Here is a 24642-nt window from a genome sequence, read left to right on the forward strand (position 1 = left end):
CAGAACCGGAGCATTGTGATGATTACGCTTGAACACTACCTCACAGTTGCCGCGATGATGTTCGTAATCGGCATCTTCGGCATCTTCCTTAACCGGAAGAACGTGATCGTCATTCTGATGTCCATCGAGTTGATCCTGCTGTCGGTCAATATCAACCTCGTCGCCTTTTCCACCCATCTGGGGGATCTGGTCGGCCAGATTTTCACGCTGTTTGTGCTTACCGTGGCCGCAGCAGAGGCCGCCATCGGCCTTGCAATTCTAGTCTGTTTCTTCCGGAACCGCGGCACGATCGCGGTGGAAGATGTGAATGTGATGAAGGGGTAGAACGTACCAATGGAAACCATTCTCCTCTTTGCCCCTCTGGTGGGCGCGCTGATCTGCGGCTTTGGCTGGCGGGTATTGGGCGAAACGGCGGCGACCTATGTGTCCACCGGTTTGCTGATGCTGGCAGCGGTTCTGTCCTGGATCATCTTCTTTAGTTATGACGCCCATGACGGTGTTCAAGTCACGCCAATCTTCCGCTTTATCGAAAGCGGCACATTGTCCACCGACTGGTCGATCCGGATCGACCGACTGACAGCAATCATGCTGGTTGTGATCAACACAGTTTCGGCGCTGGTTCACATGTACTCGCTCGGCTATATGGCCCATGACGAGAACTTCAAAGAAGGCGAGAGCTATCGCCCCCGCTTCTTTGCCTATCTGTCTTTCTTTACATTCGCGATGTTGATGCTGGTGACAGCAGACAACCTGTTGCAAATGTTCTTTGGCTGGGAAGGTGTGGGCGTTGCGTCCTATCTGCTGATCGGTTTCTACTTCCGCAAGCCGAGCGCGAATGCGGCGAATATCAAAGCGTTTGTTGTGAACCGTGTCGGGGACTTTGGCTTCCTGCTCGGGATCTTCGGGCTATACTACCTGTCTGACAGCATTAACTTCGCTGAAATTCTTGATCCGGAAAACGCCCGCAATATCGCAGGGCAGTCGGTCCACTTCCTGAGCTGGGATGTGAATGCGCTGGAAGTCATTACCTTCCTTCTGTTCGTCGGTGCGATGGGTAAATCGGCGCAACTGCTGCTACACACATGGTTGCCAGATGCGATGGAAGGCCCGACGCCTGTGTCTGCGCTGATCCACGCCGCGACGATGGTAACAGCGGGTGTGTTCATGGTCTGCCGTATGTCCCCGCTGATGGAATACGCAACCTTCACGCCGAATTTCATTGTGTTCATCGGTGCCACGACTGCCTTTTTTGCAGCGACTGTGGGTCTGGTCCAGAACGACATCAAACGGGTTATCGCCTATTCCACCTGTTCGCAGCTTGGTTATATGTTCGTTGCCGCAGGCGTTGGCGCCTATCCGGTGGCCATGTTCCACCTGTTTACACACGCTTTCTTCAAGGCGATGTTGTTCCTTGGTGCAGGCTCCGTGATCCACGCGATGCATCATGAGCAGGACATGCGGAACTATGGCAACCTGCGCAAGAAGATCCCCTATACCTTCTGGGCGATGATGATCGGTACGCTGGCTATCACCGGCGTTGGTATTCCGCTGACACACATCGGCTTTGCCGGTTTCCTGTCAAAAGATGCCATCATCGAGAGCGCCTTTGCAGGCGGGACCGGTGTTGCGACCTATGCGTTCATCATGCTGGTGATCGCGGCCTGTTTCACGAGCTTCTATTCCTGGCGTCTGATCTTCCTCACCTTCTTTGGCGAGGCACGGGGCGATAAACACACCCACGATCACGCCCATGAGAGCCCGATGGTTATGGTGATCCCGCTGGCAGTTCTTGCCCTTGGCGCGATCTTTGCAGGGATGTTCTGGTACGAAGATTTCTTCGGCCACCACGTTGAGGAATGGTTTGAATACGCGGTTTACATGAACCACGACACGAATACCGTCATCCATGATGCCCATGACGTGCCGAAGTGGGTCAAAGTCAGCCCGTTCGTTGCCATGCTGCTCGGCTTTATCGTGTCTTGGATGTTCTACATCAAGAACACTGCACTGCCCAAGAAACTGGCTGCGCAACAACACATCCTTTACCAGTTCCTGCTGAACAAATGGTATTTCGACGAGATTTACGACGTGATCTTCGTGCGTCCCGCGAAATGGCTCGGCACCTTCCTATGGAAGAAAGGCGACGGGGCTGTGATTGACGGCGGTCTCAACGGTCTGGCCATGGGCATCGTGCCCTGGTTCACCAAACTGGCGGGTCGGGCACAATCCGGCTACCTGTTCCACTATGCCTTCGCGATGTTTGTCGGACTGGCTGCACTTATTACATGGTTTGCGATCGGCGGAGGCGCACACTGATGGACAATCTTCTATCTATTGTTACCTTCCTGCCCATGCTGGCAGCCCTTATCCTCGCGGTTTTCCTGCGGGGCACGGATGCGGCCGCACAGCGCAATGCCAAGATACTGGCATTGGTGGCGACACTGGCAACCTTTGTGATCTCTATTGCGATCTACACAGAGTTCGATCCCTCCAACACCGGCTTCCAGCTGGTTGAGGAATACGAGTGGTTTGGCGGTCTGACCTACAAACTGGGCGTTGACGGGATTTCGGTTCTCTTTGTTCTGCTGACCACTTTCTTGATGCCGGTTGTCATCGGTGCCTGTTGGAGCGTGAACGAGCGGGTCAAGGAATATATGATCCTGTTCCTGATCCTTGAGACCCTGATGATCGCCGTGTTCTGTGCGCTCGATCTCGTGCTGTTCTACGTGGTGTTCGAGGCTGGTCTGATCCCGATGTTCCTGATCATTGGCATCTGGGGCGGTCAGAACAAAGTCTATGCGGCGTTCAAGTTCTTCCTTTATACGCTGTTCGGCTCGATCCTGATGCTCGTTGCCATGCTCGCCATGTGGTGGGATGCGGACACAACAGATATTCCGACGCTGTTGAACCACGAATTCTCCTCCGAGGCGTTCTCGCTTATGGGGTTCCAGATCATGGGTGGGCTGCAAACACTGCTGTTCCTTGCCTTCTTTGCCAGCTTTGCCGTGAAGATGCCGATGTGGCCGGTGCACACATGGTTGCCTGACGCACACGTTCAGGCGCCAACAGCCGGTTCCGTGGTTCTGGCGGCGATCCTGCTGAAGATGGGGGGCTACGGCTTCCTGCGGTTCAGCCTGCCCATGTTCCCTGTGGCAAGCGACCTTCTGGCCACCTTTGTGATGTCCCTGTCGGTTATTGCGATCATCTACACATCCCTCGTGGCGATGATGCAGCAGGACATGAAAAAGCTGATTGCCTATTCCTCGGTTGCGCACATGGGTTTCGTAACCATGGGTATCTTTGCAGCTAACCAGCAGGGTATCGACGGTGCGATCTTCCAGATGATTAGTCACGGCTTTATCTCTGGTGCGTTGTTCCTGTCCGTCGGCGTGATCTACGACCGGATGCACACCCGCGAGATTGACGCTTACGGCGGTCTTGTTGTGCGCATGCCGGCCTATGCACTGGTCTTTATGTTCTTCACCATGGCCAACGTCGGTCTTCCGGGTACATCCGGTTTTGTCGGAGAATTCCTGACCCTTTCGGCGGCGTTTCAGGTGAACACTTGGATTGCCTTCCTTGCCACCACCGGTGTGATTTTCTCTGCCTGTTATGCCCTCTGGCTCTATCGCCGCGTGGTTTTCGGAGATCTGATCAAGGAAAGCCTGAAAACCATAACCGACATGAACACCCGCGAGCGTCTGATGATGGTGCCGCTGGTGGTGATGACCCTGCTGCTGGGTGTTTACCCTGCACTGGTGCTCGATCTGATCGGGCCGTCGGTCGCACATCTTGTCGAAAACGTCCAATCTGCACTGCCTGAGACCGCTACCGCGGTTGCCAGTGCGCCCAGCCACTAACGAAAGCGCAATTAGATGATTTCCAGCGATCTGAATATTGTTCTGCCAGAACTGATCCTTGCAGTCTTCGCCATGATGGCGCTGATGTTCGGGGTTTACACGAAAAAGGACGAGACCGCGCCCGTGATCACCTGGGCCACGGCAGGGGTTATGATTGTGCTCGGCCTGTGGATTGCCTTCTCTCCGATGGCAAACCGCGACGCCTTTAACGGTGCTTTCATTGACGACACCTTCGCCCGTTTCGCCAAAGTCCTGATGCTTTGGGCCAGCGCGATCATGCTGTTGCTGAGCCAAGATTACCTGCGCCGCAATGATATGTTCAAATTTGAATACCCGATCCTGATCGCGCTTGCGACTTTGGGTATGATGATGATGGTTTCTGCCGGCGATCTGATGTCCCTCTATATGGGGCTGGAGCTGCAATCTCTTGCGCTCTATGTCATCGCGGCCTTCCGTCGTGACAGTCTGAAATCCACCGAAGCGGGTCTGAAGTATTTCGTCCTCGGGGCGCTGTCCTCTGGTATGCTGCTTTACGGGGCGTCCTTTGTTTACGGTTACACCGGTACAACAAACTTTGCCGGTATCGCCTCCACCATCACCACCGGTGAGCATCTGGAGCTTGGTCTTGTCTTTGGTCTGGTGTTCCTCTGTGTTGGGCTTGCGTTCAAGATTTCTGCCGCACCGTTCCACATGTGGACACCGGATGTTTACGAAGGCTCGCCCACGCCGGTTACAGCCTTCTTCGCCACCGCACCGAAAGTTGCGGCAGGGGGGCTGTTTGCCCGCGTCATGTTTGATGCTTTCGACGGCGCACAGGCGGACTGGACACAGATCGTGGCCTTCCTGTCGCTGGTGTCCATGTTCCTTGGCGCGGTTGCTGCGATCGGTCAGACCAACATCAAACGCCTGATGGCCTATTCTTCAATCTCTCACATGGGCTTTGCGCTGATGGGGCTTGCCGCAGGGACCGAGGACGGCGTCAAGGCGTTGCTGATCTATCTTGCGATCTATGTGGTGATGAACATCGGGACATTCGCCTTTATCCTGAACATGGAAAAAGACGGCCGTGCAGTCACGGACATTCGTAGCCTTGGCCAGTATTCCAAACAGGCACCGGGTCGTGCGGCTGCTCTAACAGTGCTGCTGTTCTCGCTCGCCGGTATCCCGCCAATGGTCGGTTTCATCGGTAAGCTGTATGTGTTCCGCGCTGCTGTCGGGGCGGATATGGTCTGGCTGGCGGTTGGCGGTGCGATTGCTTCCGTGATCGGCGTGTTCTACTACCTGCGCATCATCTACTATATGTACTTCGGTGAAGAGACAGATGGTCTGGACGGCAAAATGCCCGGCCTGCATTTTGTTGCCCTGATGGGGGCCGCCGCCTTGATGCTGATCGGGATCATCAATCCCTTCGGGATCGAAAACTATGCTGCTCTGGCCGCGCAATCCTTGCTGAACTGATGCAAGGCTGGCCGGAAGGTACAGGCAAATTCGTCTTTGACACCATCGACAGCACGATGGCCGAAGCACGCCGGCAAGCCCCCGCAACAGCGGGGGCGGCTTGGTTTTTGTCCCATGAACAAACCGCAGGATCGGGCAGGCGGGGGCGGCCTTGGTCCAGTCAGAAGGGCAACTTTGCTGCCTCTCTGCTGATCCGCCCCGACGCTGCGCCGGACAAACTCGCCCTGCGCAGTTTTGTGGCGGCTCTCGCGCTGTATGATGCTTTGGTGGAATGTACAGGGCGCAGCGATGCTTTTGCACTGAAATGGCCGAATGATGTGCTGCTGAAGGGCGGCAAGCTCGCCGGTATCCTGCTGGAGACCATTGCCGAAGGCCCAAACCGCTATGCTTTGATTATCGGCATCGGGGTCAATCTCGCCAACCGTCCCGAGGCCGGAAAACTGGAACCGACCGCTCTTGCGCCGAAATCGCTGAAACAGGATATGGGCGTCAGCATCGCACCGGAGTCTTTTCTGGGCGCGCTGGCGGTTGCCTATGCGGATTGGGAGACTAGGTTACAAACCTACGGCTTTGCCCCGATCCGCGAGGCTTGGCTGGCCCGCGCCGCCAACATCGGCAAGCCGGTCACGGCGCGATTGGCGGATCGCAGTATCGAGGGCATTTTCGAGACGGTAGACGAAACAGGCGCGCTCATACTACAAGCACCCGACAGGCAGCACGTGATCACGGCTGCCGATATTTCACTTTAAGGATCCCAGATGCTGCTAGCCATCGACGTAGGCAATACAAACACCGTCTTTGCAATCCATGACGGGACCAAATTCCTGTCAGAGTGGCGCTGCGCGACGGAACAGGCCCGCACTGCGGATCAGTATTATGTCTGGCTGCGAAACCTGATGTTGCTGAACGGGATCGCGCCGGACATCGACCGCGTGGTGATTTCTGCAGTCGTGCCACAAGTGGTGTTTAACCTGCGTCTGCTGTCCGACAAGTATTTCGAATGCCGCCCCGTTGTGGTGGGCAAACCCGAAGTGAACCTAGGGGTTCCGGTCCGTGTGGACACAGGAACACTGGTAGGGGCCGACCGACTGGTGAATACCGTCGGGGCCTATGACCGCTACGGCGGCGATCTAATCGTGGTGGACTTTGGCACAGCCACGACATTTGACGTGGTGGATCAGGACGGCGCCTATATCGGCGGGGCGATCTCTCCCGGTGTGAATCTGTCCATCAAGGCATTGCACGAAGCAGCCGCCGCGCTGCCCCATATTGATGTGACCATGCCAGAGAATGTAATCGGCACCAACACGCTCGTCTGTATGCAGGCGGGGGTGTTTTGGGGCTATATCGGCCTGATTGAAGGCGTATGTAAGAAAATCCGCGAAGAGCATCCCCGTCCGATGAAGATCATCGGGACAGGGGGGCTTGCGGGCCTGTTTGAACGGGGCACCGACCTTTTTGACAGTATTGACGGTGACCTAACCATGCACGGGCTCGTCCTGATTGCAGATAAAAACCGAGGCGACTAAATGAGTAAACCCGAACGTTTGATCTTCCTGCCACTGGGTGGCGCCGGAGAGATCGGTATGAACATGTACCTTTACGGCTACGGCCCTGCGGGTAAGGAACGCTATATCCTTGTGGATGTTGGCGTGACTTTTCCGACAATGGACGGCACGCCGGGTGTGGACCTGATCATGGCGGACACCGCCTATATTGAAGCCCGCGCGGACCGGCTGGAAGCGATCTTTATCACCCACGCACACGAAGACCACATCGGTGCATTGGGTCTGCTTTACGGGCGCTTGGGCGTGCCGGTTTATACCCGCAAATTTACCGGCGCTGTGGCGCGGGCGAAGATGGAAGAGCACGGACAGGACATCGACCGGATCGAAGTGATCGGCAGCTTCCCCGAAATGGTAGAGCTTGGCCCGTTCAAGGTTGGCTTTATGCCGGTTGCCCACTCTATTCCCGAAGCCTCCGGTCTGGTGATTGATACGCCAAAGGGCCGGATCGTTCACACGGGCGACTTCAAACTCGACCCCGATCCGATCGTGGGCGAGGCGTATAATCCTGCGCTGTACCGCGAAATTGCCAAGGACGGTGTTCAGGCGCTGGTCTGTGACAGTACCAATGTGTTCTCGCCACTGGCCGGACGCTCTGAAGCGGGGCTGGGCGGCAACATCACCCAGATGATGAAAGAGGCGACCGGCATGGTTGTCGCCACGACCTTTGCGTCTAACGTCGCGCGCCTGAAAACACTGGCACAGGCTGGTGTGGATTCAGGCCGTTCAGTTGTGGTGCTGGGACGGGCGATGAAAAAGATGCTCGGCTATGCGAATTTTGCCGGTCTGATCGACAATTTCCCGCCGACCATCGACATTGAAGATGCCCGCGATATTCCGCGCGAAAACCTGATGCTTCTGGTCACTGGCAGTCAGGGCGAACGCCGTGCGGCCTCGGCACAACTGGCCAATGGCAAATACCTTGGCATGGAGTTGCGGGAAGGCGATACCTTCCTGTTTTCCTCCAAAACCATTCCCGGAAATGAAATCGGTGTTGGCCGGATCGTCAATAGTTTCAGCGAGATGGGCGTAAAAGTCATCGACGATGATAGCGGTCTTTATCACGTGTCCGGCCATGCAAACCGGCCCGATCTTGAAGAAATCCACGGCATTTTCAAACCGAAGATGCTGGTGCCGATGCACGGCGAACACCGCCACTTGCGCGCCCATGCGGAACTGGCCGAGGCCAAGGGCATCAGTGCCGTCATCGCCGCAAATGGTGCGATGGTTGATCTGGGGGGCGATGCGCCGAAAGTGGTCGAAAACATCGAAACAGGGCGTCTGTATCTGGACGGAAAGTCGCTGATCGGTGCCTTTGACGGCGTTGTGCTGGAACGGATGCGCATGGCGATGCGTGGTACCGTGGTTGTCAGCCTGCTGCTGGAAGACAACCAGCAGATTGGCGAAAGCTGGGCCGAGGTTTTGGGCCTGCCTGAAACTCCGTCTAACAGCCCGTCCTTGCAAGAGGTTCTGGAACGCGAGATCGACGGGGAACTGTCCGGTGCGAAACGCAATCTGTTGGCCAGTGACGAACAGTTGGAAAAGCTGGTTCTGCGCACGGTCTCTCGTGTTTGTAAGGATCTGACCGGCAAGAAACCTGTCGCCAAAGTGCTGATCAACCGGTTGGTCGATTAGGGCTGCGTAAAACGCTAACGAAAAAGGGCGTTCCGAGATATTCGGAATGCCCTTTTTTTGTTTCGAATTTAGCGAAAAACTGCGAAATGCCCGTTAATCAAACAGGGCAGTGCATCAGCTTGTGCTTTCGCTCGCCGTGTCTTTGGCGGGTGTGTCCTCTGCGGCCGGTGCGTCGGGCGCAGGGGCAGGCGTTTTCGACTTTTCCTCTTCCACAGGGTCCTCAGCCTTGGCTTTGGATTCCTCCTCCGGCGTTTCGGCTGGCGCGTCAGATGTCTCCGCGGCAGGTTCTTCCTTCGGCTCTGTCTTTTTCACAGCCTTCTTGCGCGGCGCACGTTTTTTCTTCTCCGCCACCGGCTTTTCCTCTACAGGCTTTTCCTCAACGGGCTGGGCCTCAACCGCTTGATCTTCCACGGTTTCGATTTCAGCTTCTGCCTGCTCCTCGGATTTCTTCGCCTTGGAGCGTTTGATCTCAAAAGAGCGCATCAGAAAGGCGGGGACGTGATCGCCCATGCCAACCACCGGAGCCTTGGAATCAGAGCGACCGCGTTTTTGCTGCTCGGACTTCTGATTGCCATTGCCGGCACTTTTGTCATTCCGGCTGCGTGTATTCCGGCCATTATCGGATTTCTGCGCCGTATTGTCTTTTGCGGGAGTTTTTTCCGGCTGGCTCTCAGACTGAACCGGTTTCGCGGCGGCTTTGTCGTCCTGTGCATCGGATTTGCGCGGCTCGGATTTGCGAGAGCTGCTGCGGGATTTCTTACCGTTGGACAGGGCAGGTTGCTCCATCCGGTCGATTTTCTTCTCAACCAGCTCTTCGATTTTTTCGAGGTATTTCTCCTCAAAAGGGGCGCAAATTGTGATGGCTTTGCCGTCCCGACCCGCACGACCCGTGCGCCCGATCCGGTGCACATAGTCTTCGGAATGGATCGGCACGTCAAAATTGATCACATGGCTCACGGCGGGCACATCAAGTCCACGGGCAGCCACATCAGAAGCCACAAGCAGTTTAAGATCACCGTTACGGAAGGCTTCGAGCGTTTTTGTTCGCACGCTCTGGTCCAGATCGCCGTGAATGGCGCCCGCATCAAAACCGTGTTTTTTCAAAGACTTCATCACAATATCCACATTGGATTTGCGATTGCAGAAGATGATGCCGTTGTCCACCGCTTCGCCTTCGGCCTTCAGGATCTCACGCAGTACTTCGCGCTTTTCCTTGGCTTCGCTGGTGCGGTTGGACGGGGAGAACATGCAGATTTTCTGCGTGATGTTTTCCCCTGTGGTCGCCTGACGCGCCACTTCGACCCGCTCGGGATTTTGAAGGAATTCCTGCGTAATCCGCGTAATCTCCGGCGCCATCGTAGCCGAGAAAAACAGCGTCTGGCGGGTAAAGGGTGTCAGCTTGAAAATGCGTTCGATGTCCGGAATGAATCCCATATCGAGCATGCGGTCTGCTTCGTCCACGACCATGATCTGAACACCGTTCAACATCAGTTTGCCACGCTCGAAATGGTCCAGCAGACGGCCGGGCGTAGCGATCAGAACATCAACACCACGATCTATTTTCTGGTCCTGATCCTTGAAGCTGACGCCACCAATGAGCAATGCCATCGTCAGTTTCAGATTTTTTGCATAGATTTCAAAGTTTTCTGCAACCTGCGCGGCCAGTTCCCGCGTCGGGCAGAGCACCAAAGAGCGGGGCATACGCGCCCGCGCACGCCCTTTGGCGAGCTTTGTAATCATCGGCAGGGTAAAGCTGGCAGTCTTGCCCGTCCCTGTTTGGGCAATACCCAACACATCACGTCCCTGCAGGGCAAGGGGAATGGCAGCGGCTTGGATTGGGGTCGGGGACACATACCCGGCCTCATCAATGGCCTTGAGGACCTTGGGGTCCAGGTCCAGATCGGAAAATTTTATCATTCGAGCCTTATCGTTACGGCGTTGATTCATACCGCAAAGTTGGCTGCGGCTGGGGCCCCGTATTGGGCCCGTTCCTCTGCGCACTGACATAAATGTTTTTACAGCGGAGTCAACGCAGCGCACCCCTTTCGCAACAATAAGCCGAAAATGCGCGGTCTGTTGCTGTATATGGATCAATATTTTCCCTAAAACCGTGACTTTCTGCACAAAGCCGGCGTGGGCAAGGTATTCCCGCAGATGCCGGTTCATAGTATACTGCGACCAATTCAATAAAATATTTATTTATTCAGAGGAAGTACCATGCGACTGATGTCCGGCAGTTGGGGCAAGACCTATGCCTCTTTGATCAGCGAATTTCCCAAGACCTATGCCTCGTTGAATATCGACAAGAAATTTACCGACAGTTTGAAAGACCACAAACGCGTGGTCGAGAATTTGAAGAAGGCCGACAAACTTATAAACGGGTTTGCAATGGCGCGGGACGGCAACAGGGCACCGTTTCTGGAACCCTACACAGGTGCGGTTGCGGTGTGCAAATCCAGCCACAAGGCTTTCGCAGCGAAGTTGAAAGCCAATTATAATAAGTACAAGCCCAAGGCGAAGATCCTCCAGAAGACGTTTGATGCATCCTACAACGCATTAGTTAAGGATTTGCAAACGCTGGTGGATCAGGCGGACAGCCAGGTAAAAGGGATGAAGCAGGAGATCAAAGGAGATGAGGCCAAAGCGGAAAAAACCGCCAAAGCCATGATTGAGTTGCAAGGGAAAGAGGACAAACACTATCAGGCGTTCTTTAAATGGAAGGAACAGCTTGAAAAGAAGGCAGATATTAAAAAATGGAACGCCGAGTTTCCCAAGATGATCAAGCCATTGGACAAGACTTACGGGGCGGCCTCGGTTTGGGCAAAGAACAATAAAAAATTCAAAAATAAAGCATTTCTTAAGGCTTATAAGTCACTAAAGCCCTTACTCGGCCAATTCAAAGTCAAAGAGGATGCAGATGAGGAGGCGCTATGGGAAAAGATGGACCTTTACCATAATCCGGTGATTGATTGCTCTCGGGAATTTGGTGATATGGAATTCAAAGACGATAAAAAGCCGAAGATCACTGTGTGACGCGGACGGTTTGGCGTTGCTTTGTGAACGTGACGGTTGGTACGTGCCGGTTTGAAAGCGGGCCGGTTTAGCCCGCTTTATAAGGAGTTTAGATCACCAGCATTTCTTTAGTGCTGGTCAGTTTCAAATCGGGATAATCCCGTTCCACACGGTCAATATCCCATTGCAGTCGGGTCATAAAGACCGGATCCCCGTCGTGGTCATGGGCAATATGGCCCTTGTTCACGTTGATGAAGCTGTCAACTTTGTCCTGCGGCCCGTTCAGCCAGCGGGCAGAGGTGAACTGGGTCGGTTCGAAACGCACAGGAATGCCGTATTCCAATTCAATCCGGCTGGCGAGCACTTCGAATTGCAAGGCCCCCACAACGCCGATGATCCAGCCTGCGCCAATGGCGGGTTTGAACAATTTGGCAGCGCCTTCTTCGGCAAACTGGTTCAATGCCTTATCCAGATGTTTTGCCTTCATCGGGTCGGTTGACCGAACCGATTGCAACAGCTCCGGTGCGAAGGAGGGGATACCGGCAAAATGCAGCGCTTCGCCTTCGGTGAGCGCGTCACCGATCCGCAATTGGCCGTGGTTGGGGATGCCGATGATGTCGCCAGCCCATGCTTCCTCGGCCAGTTCACGGTCGGACGCCAGAAACAACATCGGAGAGGCAATGGCCATCGGTTTTTTGGTGCGCACATGGGTCAGCTTCATGCCTCGCTTGAAATGCCCCGAACACAGGCGCACAAAGGCGATCCTGTCGCGATGCTTGGGGTCCATATTGGCCTGAACCTTGAACACAAAGCCGGAAACCTTCTTTTCGTCCGGTAAGACCTGGCGTTCGGCGGCGGGGCGCACTTGGGGTTTGGGACCATAGGTGCCAATCCCGTCCATAAGTTCCTGCACGCCAAAAGAGTTGATCGCAGAGCCGAACCAAATTGGCGTCATGGTGCCGTCCAGAAATGCCTGATGATCCAGTTCCGGCAGCAGTTCGCGCGCCATCTCGATTTCTTCGAGCAGTTTTTCCAGCAGATGTGCGGGGACATGTTCTGCCAGTTTGGGATCGCTCAGACCGCTGATCTTGATCGAATCCGAAACCACGTTTCTGTCGGCGCGATCCATCAATTCCAGCCTGTCATTCAGCAGGTCGTAACAGCCCATAAACTCCCGTCCGACGCCGATCGGCCAACTGGCGGGACTGACGTCAATCGCAAGATTTTCCTGAATTTCGTCAATAATGTCAAAGGTATCGCGGCTTTCGCGGTCCATCTTGTTACAGAAGGTCAGGATTGGCATATCCCGCATCCGGCAGACCTCGAACAGCTTTTGCGTCTGGCTCTCCACCCCTTTGGCGCCGTCAATAACCATAATCGCGGCGTCTACAGCGGTGAGCGTGCGGTAAGTGTCCTCGGAAAAATCGGAGTGACCGGGCGTGTCCACCAGATTGAACCAATAGTCGCGGAATTCAAACGACATAGCAGACGCGGAAACCGAGATGCCGCGGTCTTTTTCCATCTGCATGAAGTCCGAGCGGGTGCGGCGGGCCTCCCCCTTGGCGCGCACCTGTCCGGCCATCTGGATCGCACCACCATAGAGCAGAAATTTTTCCGTCAGCGTGGTTTTACCCGCATCCGGATGCGAGATAATTGCGAATGTGCGGCGACGGTCGATTTCCGGCGGCAACACGGGCTGGTTTGAGGTGCGATCTAACATGCGTGTGCGTATAGTTAAGCTTTGCGGGCGTGGCAAGAAAACAGCGTTGGACCGGCGGAGTTTGTAAGAAATTTCGCCGTAATCCGCCAAGAGTGCGCAGCTCCAAGCCGGTGTTAACGCAAATTAACTAGGTTCCCGACTGTCCCACAGCAAAGGAGCCGAACCGTGACCACAAAAGCCCAGGAAACCGCCAACGCAAATCTGGTGTATGAACTCAAAAGGTTGCAAAGCGATTTTCAACGGCAATGGGTTAAGGGATCGTTACCGCAAGGATGGAATGACATCCCGCTTCTTCACCCTGTTGCGCCGCCAAAGACGGAAATTACGCTAAGTCTTGATGACGATCTGCTGAAATGGTTCCGCAAATTTGGCACAGGGTTTGAGGCGCGGATCAATTCGATCCTGCGCATCTACTGGCATGCGCTGCAATCGGGGTTGGTGCAATCCCATTGGGATGCGGATGCCGTGGGGCCGAAGGATTATTCCCTGATTGAAGATATGTTGAAACAAAAACTATCGGATCTGCGCAGGGACGCAGGGGACGACACCAAAGATGTCACGGCGCTGGTTACGGAAATTGAAACCAGTCTCGCGCTGATCCGCAAAGCCCATGAGGATGGGGCTAGATGATTCCCTTTTCCTGCAGGAAGGCTTTGTGACTGCGCGACACCGGAACAGTCGCGCCATCCGACATTACAAGTGCCACTTTCTGGCCGTTGCGTTCCACGTCAATAATCTCGGAAAACCGGACCCAGTGGGACCGATGCACCTTGGCGCCGTTTTCAGAGTTCAACATGGCGACAGCATCTCCGAAACGCATGTAAAGCATGTGAATGCCTGTGTCGGTATGGGCCTCGATATAGTGGTCGTTCATCGCCAAACGGATCAGATAGCTGCCGCCATTCGGCCCCAGACGGTGCAAAAAAGGACATCCTTCAGGTTTTGCCTCCGGCTCCGGTTCCGTTTCGGGGAGCACAGTTTCAGAAGGTGGCGTATCGGGCAGCGGCGGCGGTGGGGCGGGCATGCGGAGCGGCTGTTCCTGTGGCGGCACCGCTTTTTTGCGGTTGGCGTAGCTGACCCAAAGACAGCCGTGCACAAACAGATCAACGGCCAGGATCAGGGATAGCACAACAATCGGGTGGGGCATATCTTGCGGGGCGTAAAACATGCTGGCAAATTCCCAACTGACCAAGGTAAATGGCAAGGCAAAGATTGGCAGGTTGATCAATGTGCGCTGCCAATAGGGCAGGTGTCGGAAGGCAAGATTCGTCCAGACCGACGCCAGGCAACCGTAGGTCGTAGAGGTCAGAACAATCGCGCCCCAGAAATACAGCCGAAAGGCAAAGCTGTCCTGCCGATAGGTATCAAACGGTCCGATAAGGGTGCAGATTATGGTGGCGCCAATCATGATCGTCAGGGTGGCCGGATGGGAAACACGGCGCTCTGTCGCGAAAAAAACCCGCTTGAGAAAGGGTTTAGAGAATGGATTTTCACGAAAAACGGTCATGCGTTAATGATCTCTGCTTCTCTTACGTTATGCCCGCGATTTGCGGGGCCCCACGGGAATCACAGAGTCCCTGACACCCGGTTTTCCGGCTAATACATTGTAATATTGTAGAGAAAACAGGGGAAGGCAAGGGATGCTACTGCTGGTTGAATCTTCTCGCGCGAAATCTCCACCCTATGCCATTCACGAAACAACCCATGCAATTCACGTAAACACCGTTGTTTTCGCCCTGATAGACCGTCAACAAGAGGATACCCGAAGCGGTGTCGTGCTCGGGGGCGTTGGCCGAAGTTTCCGGTGTCGCGTAGAGAGTACTACGGCCAACGCCATGAGCAGCACTGCATCTTTCCAGCCCTAAATTATTGCAAATCCTCAAGCACCCGATGTCCCGGAGAAACCTCCCGATAGCGAGAGGGCGAGGGGGTATATCCCACCGGAAAGATCGGGCTTGGAATCGGTTTGAAGTTCAGCTCTCTGTCGATTTGCCTGTCATGGGGATCAGGGCGGGGCACTGCGGACAGCAGGGTGCGTGTGTAGTCGTGCTGGGGATTTTCGAAAATTGCCGCCCGCGGGCCTATTTCAACGATACGCCCCAGATACATCACCGCAACCTGATGGGATACCCGTTCTACCACTGCCATGTCGTGACTGATGAACAGATAGGACAGCTCCAGTTCCGCCTGAAGTTCCATCATCAGGTTTAAAACTTGCGCTTGTACCGATACATCAAGGGCGGAAACGGCCTCATCCGCGACAATCAGTTTCGGGTTCAGTGCCAAAGCGCGGGCAATGGCGACGCGCTGGCGCTGGCCGCCGGAAAACTCGTGCGGGTAGCGATCGAGAAAGGTTTCATTCAGGCCGCAGCGGTCAAACAACTGTCGCGCACGCTCGCGCATTTCAGAGCGTTTGCCGATGCCGTAATTGATCATCGGTTCGATCACCTGATCCACAACCTTGCGGGTCGGATTAAGCGAAGCAAACGGGTCCTGAAAAATCATCTGCATGTTGCGCCGCGCTTCATGCAGGTCCGCGCCGTTCATCTCAAGAATATTGACGCCATTGATGACGACTTCACCGCTCAACGGTTCTTCAAGGCGCAGAACCGAACGCCCCGCCGAGGATTTGCCACAGCCGCTTTCACCCACCAGCGACAGGGTTTCGCCCCGTTTCAGGGTGAAGGATACGTCTTCGACAGCATGAACATTGGCCACGGTGCGGCGCAACAACCCGCCTTTCACCGGATAGCGGGTGGTCAGGTTCCGGACCTCCAGCAGCGTCTCGGTTCCTGCGATGATCGGCCGGGGCGGTTCTGCGCGGGTCTCCCCCATAATCGCCATCGGTTCGGGGTTGGGTTTGCCTGCCATCTCCCCGAGCTTGGGCACCGCCGCAAGCAGGGCGCGGGTGTATTCTTCCCTGGGATTGTTAAAGATTTCCGCGACCGGACCTTCTTCCACCAGATTGCCGCGAAACATGACGACAACCCGATCCGCCATCTGCGCCACCACCGCCATATCGTGGGTGATAAACAGAACTGCGGTGCCGGTTTCCTCTTTCAGCCGGTTGATAAGCGAGAGGATCTCGGCTTGAATGGTCACATCAAGCGCGGTCGTCGGCTCATCCGCGATCAACAGACGGGGTTCGCAGGCCAGCGCCATAGCGATCATCACCCGCTGGCGCATCCCCCCCGAAAGTTCGTGGGGATATTGGGTCAGGCGGCGTTCCGGTTCGGGAATCCGCACCCGTTGCAACAGCTCAAGAGCACGGGCCTCTGCTGCGGTGCGGGACATTTTCTTGTGGACCCGCAAGCCTTCGGTCAGTTGTCGCCCCACGGTAAACACAGGATTGAGAGAGGTCATCGGTTCCTGAAAGATCATGCCGATCTGGTTGCCGCGAATGGTGCGCATCAAATCCGCATCCGCTTCGGTCAGGTCGCTGACGCTGCCGTTGGAGGCGGTGAAATTCAGTTTGCCAGAGGCGATCCGGCCACCGCCATATTCGATCAGCCGCATCAAGGACAAGGAGGACACCGATTTGCCAGAGCCGCTTTCCCCGACCACACAAACGGTTTCGCCCGGATTGATGTGAAAACTCACATCCTCTACCCCGACCACAACGCCGGAGTTGGTATCAAACTCCACCCGCAGATTTTCAAAGGAAACGAGGGGTTGACCGTCGGGCATGAAAGACTCCTGAATTTTCTTGAAGGAAACCTTGCGGCGGGCAGGGGCGTCCTGTCAATAAATTCGGTGCCTCGGGTGGGCGGTGTGCGGGTGTTTTAATCCATGCGGCGTGAATTTAGTCAGAACAGCAGCGGCACCTTACGCCCGATTGACTGACTGTCACGGATTTGACGGGACAAGGCGCGTACCTTGTTGATCCGGTCCGGATCTGCGGGATGGCGGCTGGTCCGGCCAGAGGATTTGGGCAGGCGGTTCAGCAGGGTAATCGCCTGATCGGGGTTATACCCTGCCGCCATCATCAAAATCGTGCCGTTGCGATCGGCCTCATATTCAAACTGTTTGGTATAAGAGGCCAGCGCCCGTTGTGCGCCATAGCGGGCGGCTTGATTGACATCGCGCCCTTCGGCTTTGGCGGTCTTGGCGCTGTTCATTGCGCCGCGCAGCACTTCTTCCTGCCCGCGCGTGATGTGGCGGGCGATTTGATGGGCCATTTCATGGGCCATCACCATCGCGAATTCGTCATCTGTTTTCAGAAATTTAACCATTGCGTGGTTAAATACGATGACCGGACGGCCAGCGCCATCGCGGGTAAATTTGGCGTCCGGCGGGTTGCCCCGATCCAGTGCGACCACAAACTGAAACGCACAGCGTGCGGCTTTTTGTTCGGGGTGGGCCTTTTGGCACGCCCGTTTTGCCACAGGCAGCAGTCGTTTGTGCACGCGGGAAAAGCGGATCAATCCTTCGCTTAGTAGCACGTTTCGTTGCCCTGCGATAACAGGTGCTGTTTGCGCTTCCATCAGGGGCGGCGCGGGGCGGTCATTCTCTGTGCAGGCCGCAAGAAACACCAGTCCGCTCAGGCAGAGGCCTGTTAACAGGGTTTGCATCAAACGGGGCATCGGGCTTTCCACTTATCGGTTTTTTCGGGGGGGCTGGCGGTGTTATTTGGCAGAAATCCTGCAAGCGCAAGCTTTGGCTGATTTCCCCGCCGATCCGAGCAAGGGACCGCCGATGGTTGAAACAGCGAGGCGCGATAAGGCGAGCCGTGAAGGGAGCGGTGAAAGAAGGAAGAGCGAGTGGCTGCGATTGTGTTAGCTGCCCAGTCTTCGTAGTTTGTGCCCAACACGAACAAAGGAGATTCGGAAATGGATTTGGGCATAAAAGGAAAACGTGCGATTGTTTGCGCGGCGTCAAAGGGTTTGGGCTTTGGCTGTGCCGAGGCGCTGGCAGAGGCCGGTGTCGATCTGGTCATCAACGCCCGTTCCGACGGACCGTTGCAAGAGGCCGCCGAAAAGCTGCGGGCGCACGGGGTTGAGGTGACAACCGTTGCCGCCGACATCAGCACTGAAGAGGGCCGCGCCGCGGTCCTGAAAGCTGCGGGTGAGGTGGATATTCTGGTGAACAACGCCGGTGGGCCGCCTCCGGGTATGTGGAGCGATTGGGACCGTGAAGATTTCATTAAAGCGCTGGATTCCAACATGTTAGCACCCATTGCAATGATGAAAGCCTGTTTGCCTGCAATGATGGATAAGGGTTGGGGACGTGTGGTTAACATCACCTCCCAATCCGTAAAAGCACCGATTGCGGTTCTGGGTCTGTCAAACTCGGCGCGGGCCGGTTTGACGGGCTATGTGGCCGGAACCTCTCGTCAGGTCGCTCCGAACGGCGTGACCATCAACAACCTGCAACCGGGTATTCACGCCACAAATCGTGCGGAATCGCTTGATAACGGTGTGGCGGCGCAACAGGGCATCAGCGCAAAAGAGGCCAAGGCGCAGCGTTGCGAAACTATTCCCGCCCGTCGCTATGGCACCGCTGCGGAATTTGGCGCCACCTGTGCGTTTCTCTGCTCGCAGCACGCGGGATTTATCGTTGGCCAGAATATCCTGCTGGACGGTGGGGCAGTAAATTCCACCATGTAAGGCAGGATCTGCTGCCATTAACTGGCAGCGGAGTCTGTTAGCTTAAAAGTCCGGTCGCGTGTTGCGCGGCCGGATTTTGAGTATTTGGGCAACATTGAAGCAGGGGGACGCATGGCACAAGCGCGGTTCAGTCTTAAGGATGCTTTATTTAACGCGGACAAGACTGCCTATCTTGGCGGTTTGCTGGCGCAGGCTGACGGGGGATTCGACCGGGCCGGATTTGAGCGGGATGTGATGGCCAGACTACCGGAGCTGGAGCTTAAACAGCGGATTGATCACATTGCAGAGGTTCTGACGCGCTACTTGCCTGCGGAGTTTGAAGCTGCTGCCGATCTGATCGCGCGGGCTTTGCCGCCGGAGCTTGATCCGCAGAAAACCGATGATGATTTTGGCGATTTCATCTTTGCCCCATTCGGCGCTTTCGTTGCGAAACAGGGAATGGAGCAGCCGGAGCATGCGCTTGAAACGCTCGCAACGTTAACCAAACGGTTTTCTATGGAATATGCCATACGGGATTTTCTGAACGCCCGAGAAGCGCTTGTGATGGAGGTCATGCAGGACTGGGCACAAGACAGCAATTACCATCTGCGCCGGTTGGTGAGCGAGGGGACGCGCCCGCGATTGCCTTGGGGACGCAAAATTGCGCTCGACTACCATGCGCCGCTGGTATTTCTGGACAGGCTTTATGCTGATCCGACCCGATATGTGACACGTTCCGTGGCGAACCATCTGAATGATATATCAAAGTTTGATCCCGATGTGGTGCTGTCCCGACTTGCCCGCTGGCGTGCAGAGGGGCGGCAGTCCGGCAAGGAAATGGACTGGATCACCCGTCATGCCCTGCGGGGATTGGTCAAACAGGGCCATTCGGGGGCGCTGGACCTGCTGGGCTATCACGCCAAACCGCCCGTTGCGCCGCCGGAATTGCGTGTGTTGACGCCGGATGTAGCTATCGGCACTGCTTTGGCGTTCGAGGTGAACTTGCGGGCAGAGTCGGATGTGGATTTGTTAACTGATTACGCGCTTGAATTTCTGAAGGCGGATGGCCGTTACAGGGTTAAAGTGTTCAAGCTGAAGCAATTGCACCTGAAAGCCGGGCAGTCTGTCACGATTGGCAAACGGCACAGGTTGCGAGGCGATGCCACCACCTATCGGCTGTACCCCGGTGCGCAGCGAATGAAATTGCAGGTGAACGGGGTGGTTCGGGCGGCTGGCACATTCAATCTGACGCAGGCTTGACCCAAAGTGGCCTTGCTGTAGCCGCTTTGCGCTGTTATCTGACAAAATTCAGTGGTTAATCACAGCGGAGTGCCCTTTGGCCGTCCAACATCCCCCTCGTCTGGAGTTACAGAACATCACCCGTCGGTTTGGCGGGCAACAGGCCGTTGCGGATGTGTCCCTGACGCTCGACGCGGGAGAGGTGATCTGTCTGCTTGGTCCTTCGGGTTGCGGAAAATCCACCACGCTGCGCATTGCCGCAGGGGTGGACCGGCAGAGCGGCGGCACGGTCCTGATCGACGGCGCGGTGGTGTCGGATGACCGTCACCATCAAGAACCTGAGAACCGCTCTATCGGGTTGATGTTTCAGGATTTCGCCCTGTTTCCCCATCTGGATGTTGCAGGCAATGTGGGGTTTGGTCTGCGCGGGTCGCGGGCTGAAAAAGAGACCCGTATCAATGACTTGCTAGACCGCGTTGATCTTACGGGATACAACGGGAAATACCCGCACGAGTTGTCTGGCGGCGAACAGCAGCGCGTGGCGCTGGCCCGTGCGCTGGCCCCGAAACCCCGTGTTTTGCTGATGGACGAACCCTTCTCCGGTCTGGATGACCGGCTGCGCGATGACGTGCGGGATGCAACGCTGGAACTGCTCAAAGACGAAGGGTCGGCGGTTCTGCTTGTCACCCATGAGCCGGTTGAGGCGATGCGCATGGCTGATAAAATTGCGCTGATGCGGGACGGGCAGGTGGTGCAGATGGGCGCCCCCTACAACATTTACAATGCGCCTGTGGACAAAGAGGCGGCGGCGTTTTTCTCGGATATCAACGTGGTGCCGGGTGTGGTTAAAAACGCCCTGACCAACACGCCCTTCGGCCAGTTTCTGGTTCCGGGCAGTCACGACGGCGACGAGGTCGAGATCATCATTCGCCCGCAACACCTGCGGCTTGATTTTGATCGGGACGGGCGTGGGCCTAATCCGACAACTAAAGAGGGCACTCCGGCGCGGGGCATTGTCAGCCGGGCCCGTTATCTGGGGCATTATTCTTTGGTGGAATTCACGATGGACTATGACGGTTCGCAACTGCAAGTCACGATTCCCGGTGTTTTCCTGCCCGAAAAGGGCCGTGCCCTGTGGCTGTCCATGCGACGCGACCGCTGTTTTGTTTTCCCGAAAACATGACCGGTTAATTTTTCGTTAAACGGTCGTGAAAGAACCGTGAGAAATGACAGGCTTGGTGGGCAGAAACGTGAAAGCGTTTTAAACAGTGATTTTTGTCACTTTCTAATTCGGTTCAAGCAGATTTACCTTAGGTTATTCCCTTATTTTTTCGGAGACGACCGTGCCCGATTATTCCAACCCACTTGCTATTTTTGACGGAGTGTCCACTCTCTCGCTTGTGTGCAACACGATCGGCGTGATCGGTTTCATGATTTACATGAGCAATTACACGCTCGTGACGTTTCAACGGATCGACAGCCGCGGGGTACTGTTCTTTTGTCTGAATACGCTGGCGGCAAGTTGTGTTCTGATCTCGCTGAGCCAGAATTTCAATCTCGCCTCTGCCATGATCCAGATTGTCTGGATCTGTCTTGGCAGTATCGCGATCCGCAAACGGCTCGCGCGGCGGCGCAAGATTCCGGATCATCCGTTCCAAACGCCCGCTTTCCCACCCGGTGCCCCCCAAAGTGGCGCGATCTGATAGAAGATTTGGGGCAAATCCCCGTGATCGGCGGTGTTTGGGGGTTTGAAAGCGCCGGTAAAACCCCATAAATGTGTTTCGTACTGCACTGGCGCGCAGGTCGCGCCGCACTCGGAGACATATAATGCTACCTACACCAATGTTCATTCAAAACATCGGCCTTCCCGGCCTTCTTCTGATCGCCGTTGTCGTGCTGGTCCTGTTCGGTCGTGGCAAGATTTCCAACCTGATGGGCGAAGTGGGCAAGGGCATCACGTCGTTCAAAAAAGGCGTGGCCGAAGGCAAGGACGAGCTGGAATCCGCCTCTGGCGACGACGCGAAAGATGTGACACCTGAAAAAGACAAAACTTCAGTCTAACAAGCGCGGAGCGCCTGCATGTTTGATATTGGCATGGCTGAAATGATCGTGATCGGCGTGGTTGCGCTGATCGTGGTCGGGCCAAAAGACCTGCCGCAAATGTTCCGCAAAGTGGGGCAGTTTGTGGGCAAGGCGCGCGGTATGGCGCGTGATTTCCAGCGGGCTATGGAACAGGCGGCTGACGGGACGGGGGTGAATGAAATCGCCTCCGATCTGAAAAGCGTGACCTCTATGAAAAACCTCGGGTTGGACGATGCGACAAAATCGTTTCAGGACTATCAGAAGAGTTTCGAGCCTGAAAAGGTAGACGCTGCTGCTGAAAAGGCCCGCCGCGAGGCGGCCGTGGCCGAGGCTAACAAGGCAGCAACGAAATGGCCGCCCGAAGCCGTGCCCGAAGTGGCCAATTCCGAAGTGGTGGAAGAGCCGCTGCAGTCGGCGGCTCCGGCCAAGGTGAAAGACCCGGCAAAGAAGGCGCCTGCGAAAAAGCCTGCTGCCAAGAAACCTGCCACAAAAAAGCCTGCTGCTGCCAAAAAAACTGCGGCAAAGAAACCCGCAGCAAAGAAGCCAGCGGCGGCAAAAACGGCGACGAAATCTGCTACCCCAAAAACAACGGCGGCAAAAACAGCGGCGCCGAAAAAGCCCGCAGCCAAAACATCCGGTAAGGCGGCTGAGACCAAATCATGAGCACAGATGAAATTGAAGACAGCTCGGCGCCTCTGATCGAGCATCTGGCCGAATTGCGCAACCGGCTGATTTATTGCGTTTATGCACTGCTCGCCGGTGTGATGATCACCTTTTACTTTGCCGATCCGTTGCTGGACTTTCTGGTGCGGCCTCTGGCGAAAATCCTGATCGAATACGGTCAGGACCCGACGCTGATTTTCACCTCCCCGCAAGAGAAGTTCTTTGCCTTCTTCCGGATTTCCTTTCTGGGCGGCTTTATGCTGGCCTTTCCGGTGGTGGGCTATCAGCTTTGGCGGTTTGTGGCACCGGGACTCTACAAAAACGAGAAGGGGGCTTTTCTGCCCTTCATGATCGCCTCGCCCCTGTTGTTCCTGCTGGGCGCGGCCTTTGCCCATTACATTGTGACACCGCTGGCGATGCGGTTCTTTGTGGGATTTGCCGACATCATACCGGCCCTTGCGGATGCGGTGGCGGGGGATGATGCGGATGTGATGGCGCAGGATCCATCCCAGATCAAAACCGTCATTCTGCCATCCATCAAGGAAAGCCTTGATATTACGCTGAAATTCATCTTCGCCTTTGGCATTTGCTTTCAGTTGCCAGTGTTGTTGACCCTGATGGGCATGGCCGGTCTGGTCAGCTCTGCGGGTTTGCGTTCGGTGCGCAAATATGCGGTCGTGGGTATTCTTGTCCTCGCCGCGGTTGTGACGCCGCCTGATGTGATTACCCAGATGATCCTGTTCGTGGTGGTTTACATGCTGTACGAGATTTCGATCTGGCTGGTCATCATGGTAGAGCGCAAACAGGAAGAACGTCTGCGCGAAGACGGACTGGCCGAAGATGGCACAATGGAACGACACCCCGAAGACATGGAATAAGTTATGAGTGAGTTAGACGCGCTGACCCGCATTGCCGAAGCACTGGAGCGGATCAGCCCGCGCCCGATGCCGGCCCCTGATTTTTCGCAGGCGGATGCCTTTGTGTGGCATGTGGGTCCGGACCGGCTGGAGCCGGTTGATAAGGTGAACAGAGTGGAGATCGGCCTTTTGGTGGGGATTGACCGCTCTCGTGATATTCTGATGGAGAACACGCTGCAATTTGCCCGTGGCTTGCCCGCGAACAACGTTCTGTTGTGGGGCGCGCGGGGCATGGGGAAATCGTCACTGGTGAAGGCGGCCCATGCAGAGGCAAACCGTCAGGTTGGCGGGTTGAAGCTGGTGGAAGTCCAGCGCGAGGATCTGCCTTCAATCGGCCGTTTGCTAAATGTTTTGCGGGCCGCATCGCACAGATTTTTGCTGTTTTGTGATGACCTGAGCTTTGGCCATGATGACGCCCATTACAAATCGCTCAAGGCGGTGCTGGATGGCGGGATCGAAGGACGCCCCGAGAATGTGGCGTTTTATGCCACCTCGAACCGGCGCCACCTGATGCCCCGCGATATGATCGAGAACGAACGCTCCACCGCGATCAACCCGTCCGAAGCGGTCGAGGAAAAAGTCTCTCTGTCGGACCGCTTTGGTCTGTGGCTTGGCTTTCATCCCTGCGATCAGGACCAGTACCTCTCTATGATCCGCGGCTATTGTGACGCCTATAACATCTCTATTTCGGACGAGGATCTGCGGGCTGAGGCGATTGAATGGCAGCAGACACGGGGCAATCGCTCCGGTCGGGTGGCCTGGCAATATGTGGTTGATCTGGCCGCACGGCGCGGTGTGCAGCTAGGCTAGGACCCGTGCATTTTCAGGTTTTCATTGTCTGATAAGAAATAAAAAGCGCCCTCGGGCGCTTTTTTCCTGTGGGGCTATGCGGTGTCCCTCTGGTGC

At 55.7% G+C, this 24642-nt stretch carries 21 protein-coding genes and 1 pseudogene; 17 read left to right on the forward strand and 5 right to left on the reverse strand.

Annotation, left to right across the window (positions count from 1 at the left end; all coding sequences use genetic code 11):
- Nucleotides 1-18 precede the first annotated feature (18 nt).
- The 7 genes from nuoK to BFV97_RS07590 are packed head-to-tail and all read left to right on the forward strand — an operon-like array spanning nucleotide 19 to nucleotide 8518.
- Nucleotides 19-324: an NADH-quinone oxidoreductase subunit NuoK gene (gene nuoK / locus BFV97_RS07560; RefSeq protein WP_069299728.1), complete on the forward strand. Its 306-nt coding sequence runs from the start codon at nucleotides 19-21 to the stop codon at nucleotides 322-324.
- Between the two features lie 9 nt (nucleotides 325-333).
- Nucleotides 334-2316: an NADH-quinone oxidoreductase subunit L gene (gene nuoL / locus BFV97_RS07565; protein WP_069299729.1), complete on the forward strand. Its 1983-nt coding sequence runs from the start codon at nucleotides 334-336 to the stop codon at nucleotides 2314-2316.
- Nucleotides 2316-3860, forward strand: a complete 1545-nt coding sequence (locus tag BFV97_RS07570) for an NADH-quinone oxidoreductase subunit M (RefSeq protein ID WP_069299730.1) — start codon at nucleotides 2316-2318, stop codon at nucleotides 3858-3860. Before nuoL ends, BFV97_RS07570 begins: the two co-directional genes overlap by 1 nt.
- A 15-nt stretch (nucleotides 3861-3875) precedes the next feature.
- Nucleotides 3876-5318, forward strand: coding sequence for an NADH-quinone oxidoreductase subunit NuoN (gene nuoN, locus BFV97_RS07575; protein ID WP_069299731.1), 1443 nt, complete (start codon nucleotides 3876-3878; stop codon nucleotides 5316-5318).
- Nucleotides 5318-6067 carry a biotin--[acetyl-CoA-carboxylase] ligase gene (locus tag BFV97_RS07580; protein WP_069299732.1) on the forward strand — a complete coding sequence of 250 codons (750 nt, stop codon included), beginning with the start codon at nucleotides 5318-5320 and terminating at the stop codon, nucleotides 6065-6067. Before nuoN ends, BFV97_RS07580 begins: the two co-directional genes overlap by 1 nt.
- 9 nt (nucleotides 6068-6076) lie before the next feature.
- A complete protein-coding gene (locus BFV97_RS07585) occupies nucleotides 6077-6847 on the forward strand; it encodes a type III pantothenate kinase (protein WP_069299733.1) in 771 nt (256 codons plus the stop codon).
- Nucleotides 6848-8518, forward strand: a complete 1671-nt coding sequence (locus BFV97_RS07590; protein ID WP_069299734.1) for a ribonuclease J — start codon at nucleotides 6848-6850, stop codon at nucleotides 8516-8518.
- A gap of 456 nt (nucleotides 8519-8974) precedes the next feature.
- On the opposite strand, the pseudogene BFV97_RS07595 reads toward BFV97_RS07590, so the two are convergent.
- Nucleotides 8975-10435 (reverse strand): annotated as a pseudogene (locus tag BFV97_RS07595) (DEAD/DEAH box helicase); the annotation flags it as partial.
- A 300-nt stretch (nucleotides 10436-10735) separates the two neighbouring features.
- On the opposite strand from BFV97_RS07595, the gene BFV97_RS07600 reads away from it, so the two are divergent.
- Complete coding sequence (locus BFV97_RS07600; RefSeq protein ID WP_069299736.1) at nucleotides 10736-11551, forward strand: hypothetical protein; 816 nt, start codon at nucleotides 10736-10738, stop codon at nucleotides 11549-11551.
- Nucleotides 11552-11639: 88 nt separating this feature from the next.
- Here BFV97_RS07600 and BFV97_RS07605 read toward each other — a convergent pair whose 3' ends face one another.
- Complete coding sequence (locus BFV97_RS07605; RefSeq protein WP_069299737.1) at nucleotides 11640-13250, reverse strand: peptide chain release factor 3; 1611 nt, start codon at nucleotides 13248-13250, stop codon at nucleotides 11640-11642.
- 165 nt (nucleotides 13251-13415) lie between these two features.
- Here BFV97_RS07605 and BFV97_RS07610 point away from each other — a divergent pair, with 165 nt between their 5' ends.
- A complete protein-coding gene (locus BFV97_RS07610) occupies nucleotides 13416-13880 on the forward strand; it encodes a BrnA antitoxin family protein (protein WP_069299738.1) in 465 nt (154 codons plus the stop codon).
- On the opposite strand, the gene BFV97_RS07615 is transcribed toward BFV97_RS07610, so the two are convergent.
- The 3 genes from BFV97_RS07615 to BFV97_RS07625 all read right to left on the reverse strand — a co-directional run bounded on the left by BFV97_RS07615 (nucleotide 13873) and on the right by BFV97_RS07625 (nucleotide 17833).
- Entirely contained in the window at nucleotides 13873-14757 is an 885-nt protein-coding gene (locus tag BFV97_RS07615) for a LytTR family DNA-binding domain-containing protein (RefSeq protein WP_069299739.1), read from the reverse strand. The genes BFV97_RS07610 and BFV97_RS07615 overlap by 8 nt on opposite strands.
- A gap of 359 nt (nucleotides 14758-15116) precedes the next feature.
- The gene (locus BFV97_RS07620) at nucleotides 15117-16937 is read right to left on the reverse strand and encodes an ABC transporter ATP-binding protein (RefSeq protein ID WP_069299740.1); all 1821 of its coding nucleotides are present in this window, start codon (nucleotides 16935-16937) and stop codon (nucleotides 15117-15119) included.
- A 119-nt stretch (nucleotides 16938-17056) separates the two neighbouring features.
- A complete protein-coding gene (locus tag BFV97_RS07625; RefSeq protein WP_069299741.1) occupies nucleotides 17057-17833 on the reverse strand; it encodes a M48 family metalloprotease in 777 nt (258 codons plus the stop codon).
- 246 nt (nucleotides 17834-18079) lie between these two features.
- On the opposite strand from BFV97_RS07625, the gene BFV97_RS07630 reads away from it, so the two are divergent.
- The 8 genes from BFV97_RS07630 (at nucleotide 18080) to BFV97_RS07665 (ending at nucleotide 24546) form a co-directional block, all read left to right on the forward strand.
- A complete protein-coding gene (locus BFV97_RS07630) occupies nucleotides 18080-18856 on the forward strand; it encodes an SDR family oxidoreductase (protein ID WP_069299742.1) in 777 nt (258 codons plus the stop codon).
- A 111-nt stretch (nucleotides 18857-18967) separates the two neighbouring features.
- Nucleotides 18968-20095, forward strand: a complete 1128-nt coding sequence (locus tag BFV97_RS07635) for a hypothetical protein (RefSeq protein WP_069299743.1) — start codon at nucleotides 18968-18970, stop codon at nucleotides 20093-20095.
- A gap of 76 nt (nucleotides 20096-20171) precedes the next feature.
- The gene (locus BFV97_RS07640) at nucleotides 20172-21257 is read left to right on the forward strand and encodes an ABC transporter ATP-binding protein (RefSeq protein ID WP_069299744.1); all 1086 of its coding nucleotides are present in this window, start codon (nucleotides 20172-20174) and stop codon (nucleotides 21255-21257) included.
- A 160-nt stretch (nucleotides 21258-21417) separates the two neighbouring features.
- Nucleotides 21418-21777 (forward strand): CBU_0592 family membrane protein, encoded by a 360-nt coding sequence (locus BFV97_RS07645; protein ID WP_157888282.1) that lies wholly within the window; start codon nucleotides 21418-21420, stop codon nucleotides 21775-21777.
- A 124-nt stretch (nucleotides 21778-21901) separates the two neighbouring features.
- Complete coding sequence (locus BFV97_RS07650) at nucleotides 21902-22135, forward strand: twin-arginine translocase TatA/TatE family subunit (RefSeq protein ID WP_245667654.1); 234 nt, start codon at nucleotides 21902-21904, stop codon at nucleotides 22133-22135.
- Nucleotides 22136-22153: 18 nt separating this feature from the next.
- On the forward strand, nucleotides 22154-22819 hold the full coding sequence (tatB, locus tag BFV97_RS07655; protein WP_069299747.1) for a Sec-independent protein translocase protein TatB: 666 nt from the start codon (nucleotides 22154-22156) through the stop codon (nucleotides 22817-22819).
- Complete coding sequence (gene tatC, locus BFV97_RS07660) at nucleotides 22813-23697, forward strand: twin-arginine translocase subunit TatC (RefSeq protein WP_216635954.1); 885 nt, start codon at nucleotides 22813-22815, stop codon at nucleotides 23695-23697. The genes tatB and tatC overlap by 7 nt, the downstream gene beginning before the upstream one ends.
- 3 nt (nucleotides 23698-23700) lie before the next feature.
- Nucleotides 23701-24546: an ATP-binding protein gene (locus BFV97_RS07665; RefSeq protein WP_069299749.1), complete on the forward strand. Its 846-nt coding sequence runs from the start codon at nucleotides 23701-23703 to the stop codon at nucleotides 24544-24546.
- Nucleotides 24547-24642: the final 96 nt, after the last annotated feature.

This window comes from Neptunicoccus sediminis (assembly GCF_001719615.1).
GTDB lineage: Bacteria > Pseudomonadota > Alphaproteobacteria > Rhodobacterales > Rhodobacteraceae > Amylibacter > Amylibacter sediminis.

Coding starts and splice junctions, on each gene's coding strand:
- BFV97_RS07580 (WP_069299732.1), top strand. CDS start 5,318: ATGCAAGGCTGGCCGGAAGGTACAGGCAAATTCGTCTTTGACACCATC.
- BFV97_RS07615 (WP_069299739.1), bottom strand. CDS start 14,757: ATGACCGTTTTTCGTGAAAATCCATTCTCTAAACCCTTTCTCAAGCGG.
- BFV97_RS07585 (WP_069299733.1), top strand. CDS start 6,077: ATGCTGCTAGCCATCGACGTAGGCAATACAAACACCGTCTTTGCAATC.
- BFV97_RS07620 (WP_069299740.1), bottom strand. CDS start 16,937: ATGCCCGACGGTCAACCCCTCGTTTCCTTTGAAAATCTGCGGGTGGAG.
- BFV97_RS07600 (WP_069299736.1), top strand. CDS start 10,736: ATGCGACTGATGTCCGGCAGTTGGGGCAAGACCTATGCCTCTTTGATC.
- nuoK (WP_069299728.1), top strand. CDS start 19: ATGATTACGCTTGAACACTACCTCACAGTTGCCGCGATGATGTTCGTA.
- BFV97_RS07635 (WP_069299743.1), top strand. CDS start 18,968: ATGGCACAAGCGCGGTTCAGTCTTAAGGATGCTTTATTTAACGCGGAC.
- BFV97_RS07625 (WP_069299741.1), bottom strand. CDS start 17,833: ATGCCCCGTTTGATGCAAACCCTGTTAACAGGCCTCTGCCTGAGCGGA.
- BFV97_RS07605 (WP_069299737.1), bottom strand. CDS start 13,250: ATGTTAGATCGCACCTCAAACCAGCCCGTGTTGCCGCCGGAAATCGAC.
- BFV97_RS07650 (WP_245667654.1), top strand. CDS start 21,902: ATGCTACCTACACCAATGTTCATTCAAAACATCGGCCTTCCCGGCCTT.
- nuoN (WP_069299731.1), top strand. CDS start 3,876: ATGATTTCCAGCGATCTGAATATTGTTCTGCCAGAACTGATCCTTGCA.
- BFV97_RS07630 (WP_069299742.1), top strand. CDS start 18,080: ATGGATTTGGGCATAAAAGGAAAACGTGCGATTGTTTGCGCGGCGTCA.
- BFV97_RS07590 (WP_069299734.1), top strand. CDS start 6,848: ATGAGTAAACCCGAACGTTTGATCTTCCTGCCACTGGGTGGCGCCGGA.
- BFV97_RS07665 (WP_069299749.1), top strand. CDS start 23,701: ATGAGTGAGTTAGACGCGCTGACCCGCATTGCCGAAGCACTGGAGCGG.
- tatB (WP_069299747.1), top strand. CDS start 22,154: ATGTTTGATATTGGCATGGCTGAAATGATCGTGATCGGCGTGGTTGCG.
- nuoL (WP_069299729.1), top strand. CDS start 334: ATGGAAACCATTCTCCTCTTTGCCCCTCTGGTGGGCGCGCTGATCTGC.
- BFV97_RS07570 (WP_069299730.1), top strand. CDS start 2,316: ATGGACAATCTTCTATCTATTGTTACCTTCCTGCCCATGCTGGCAGCC.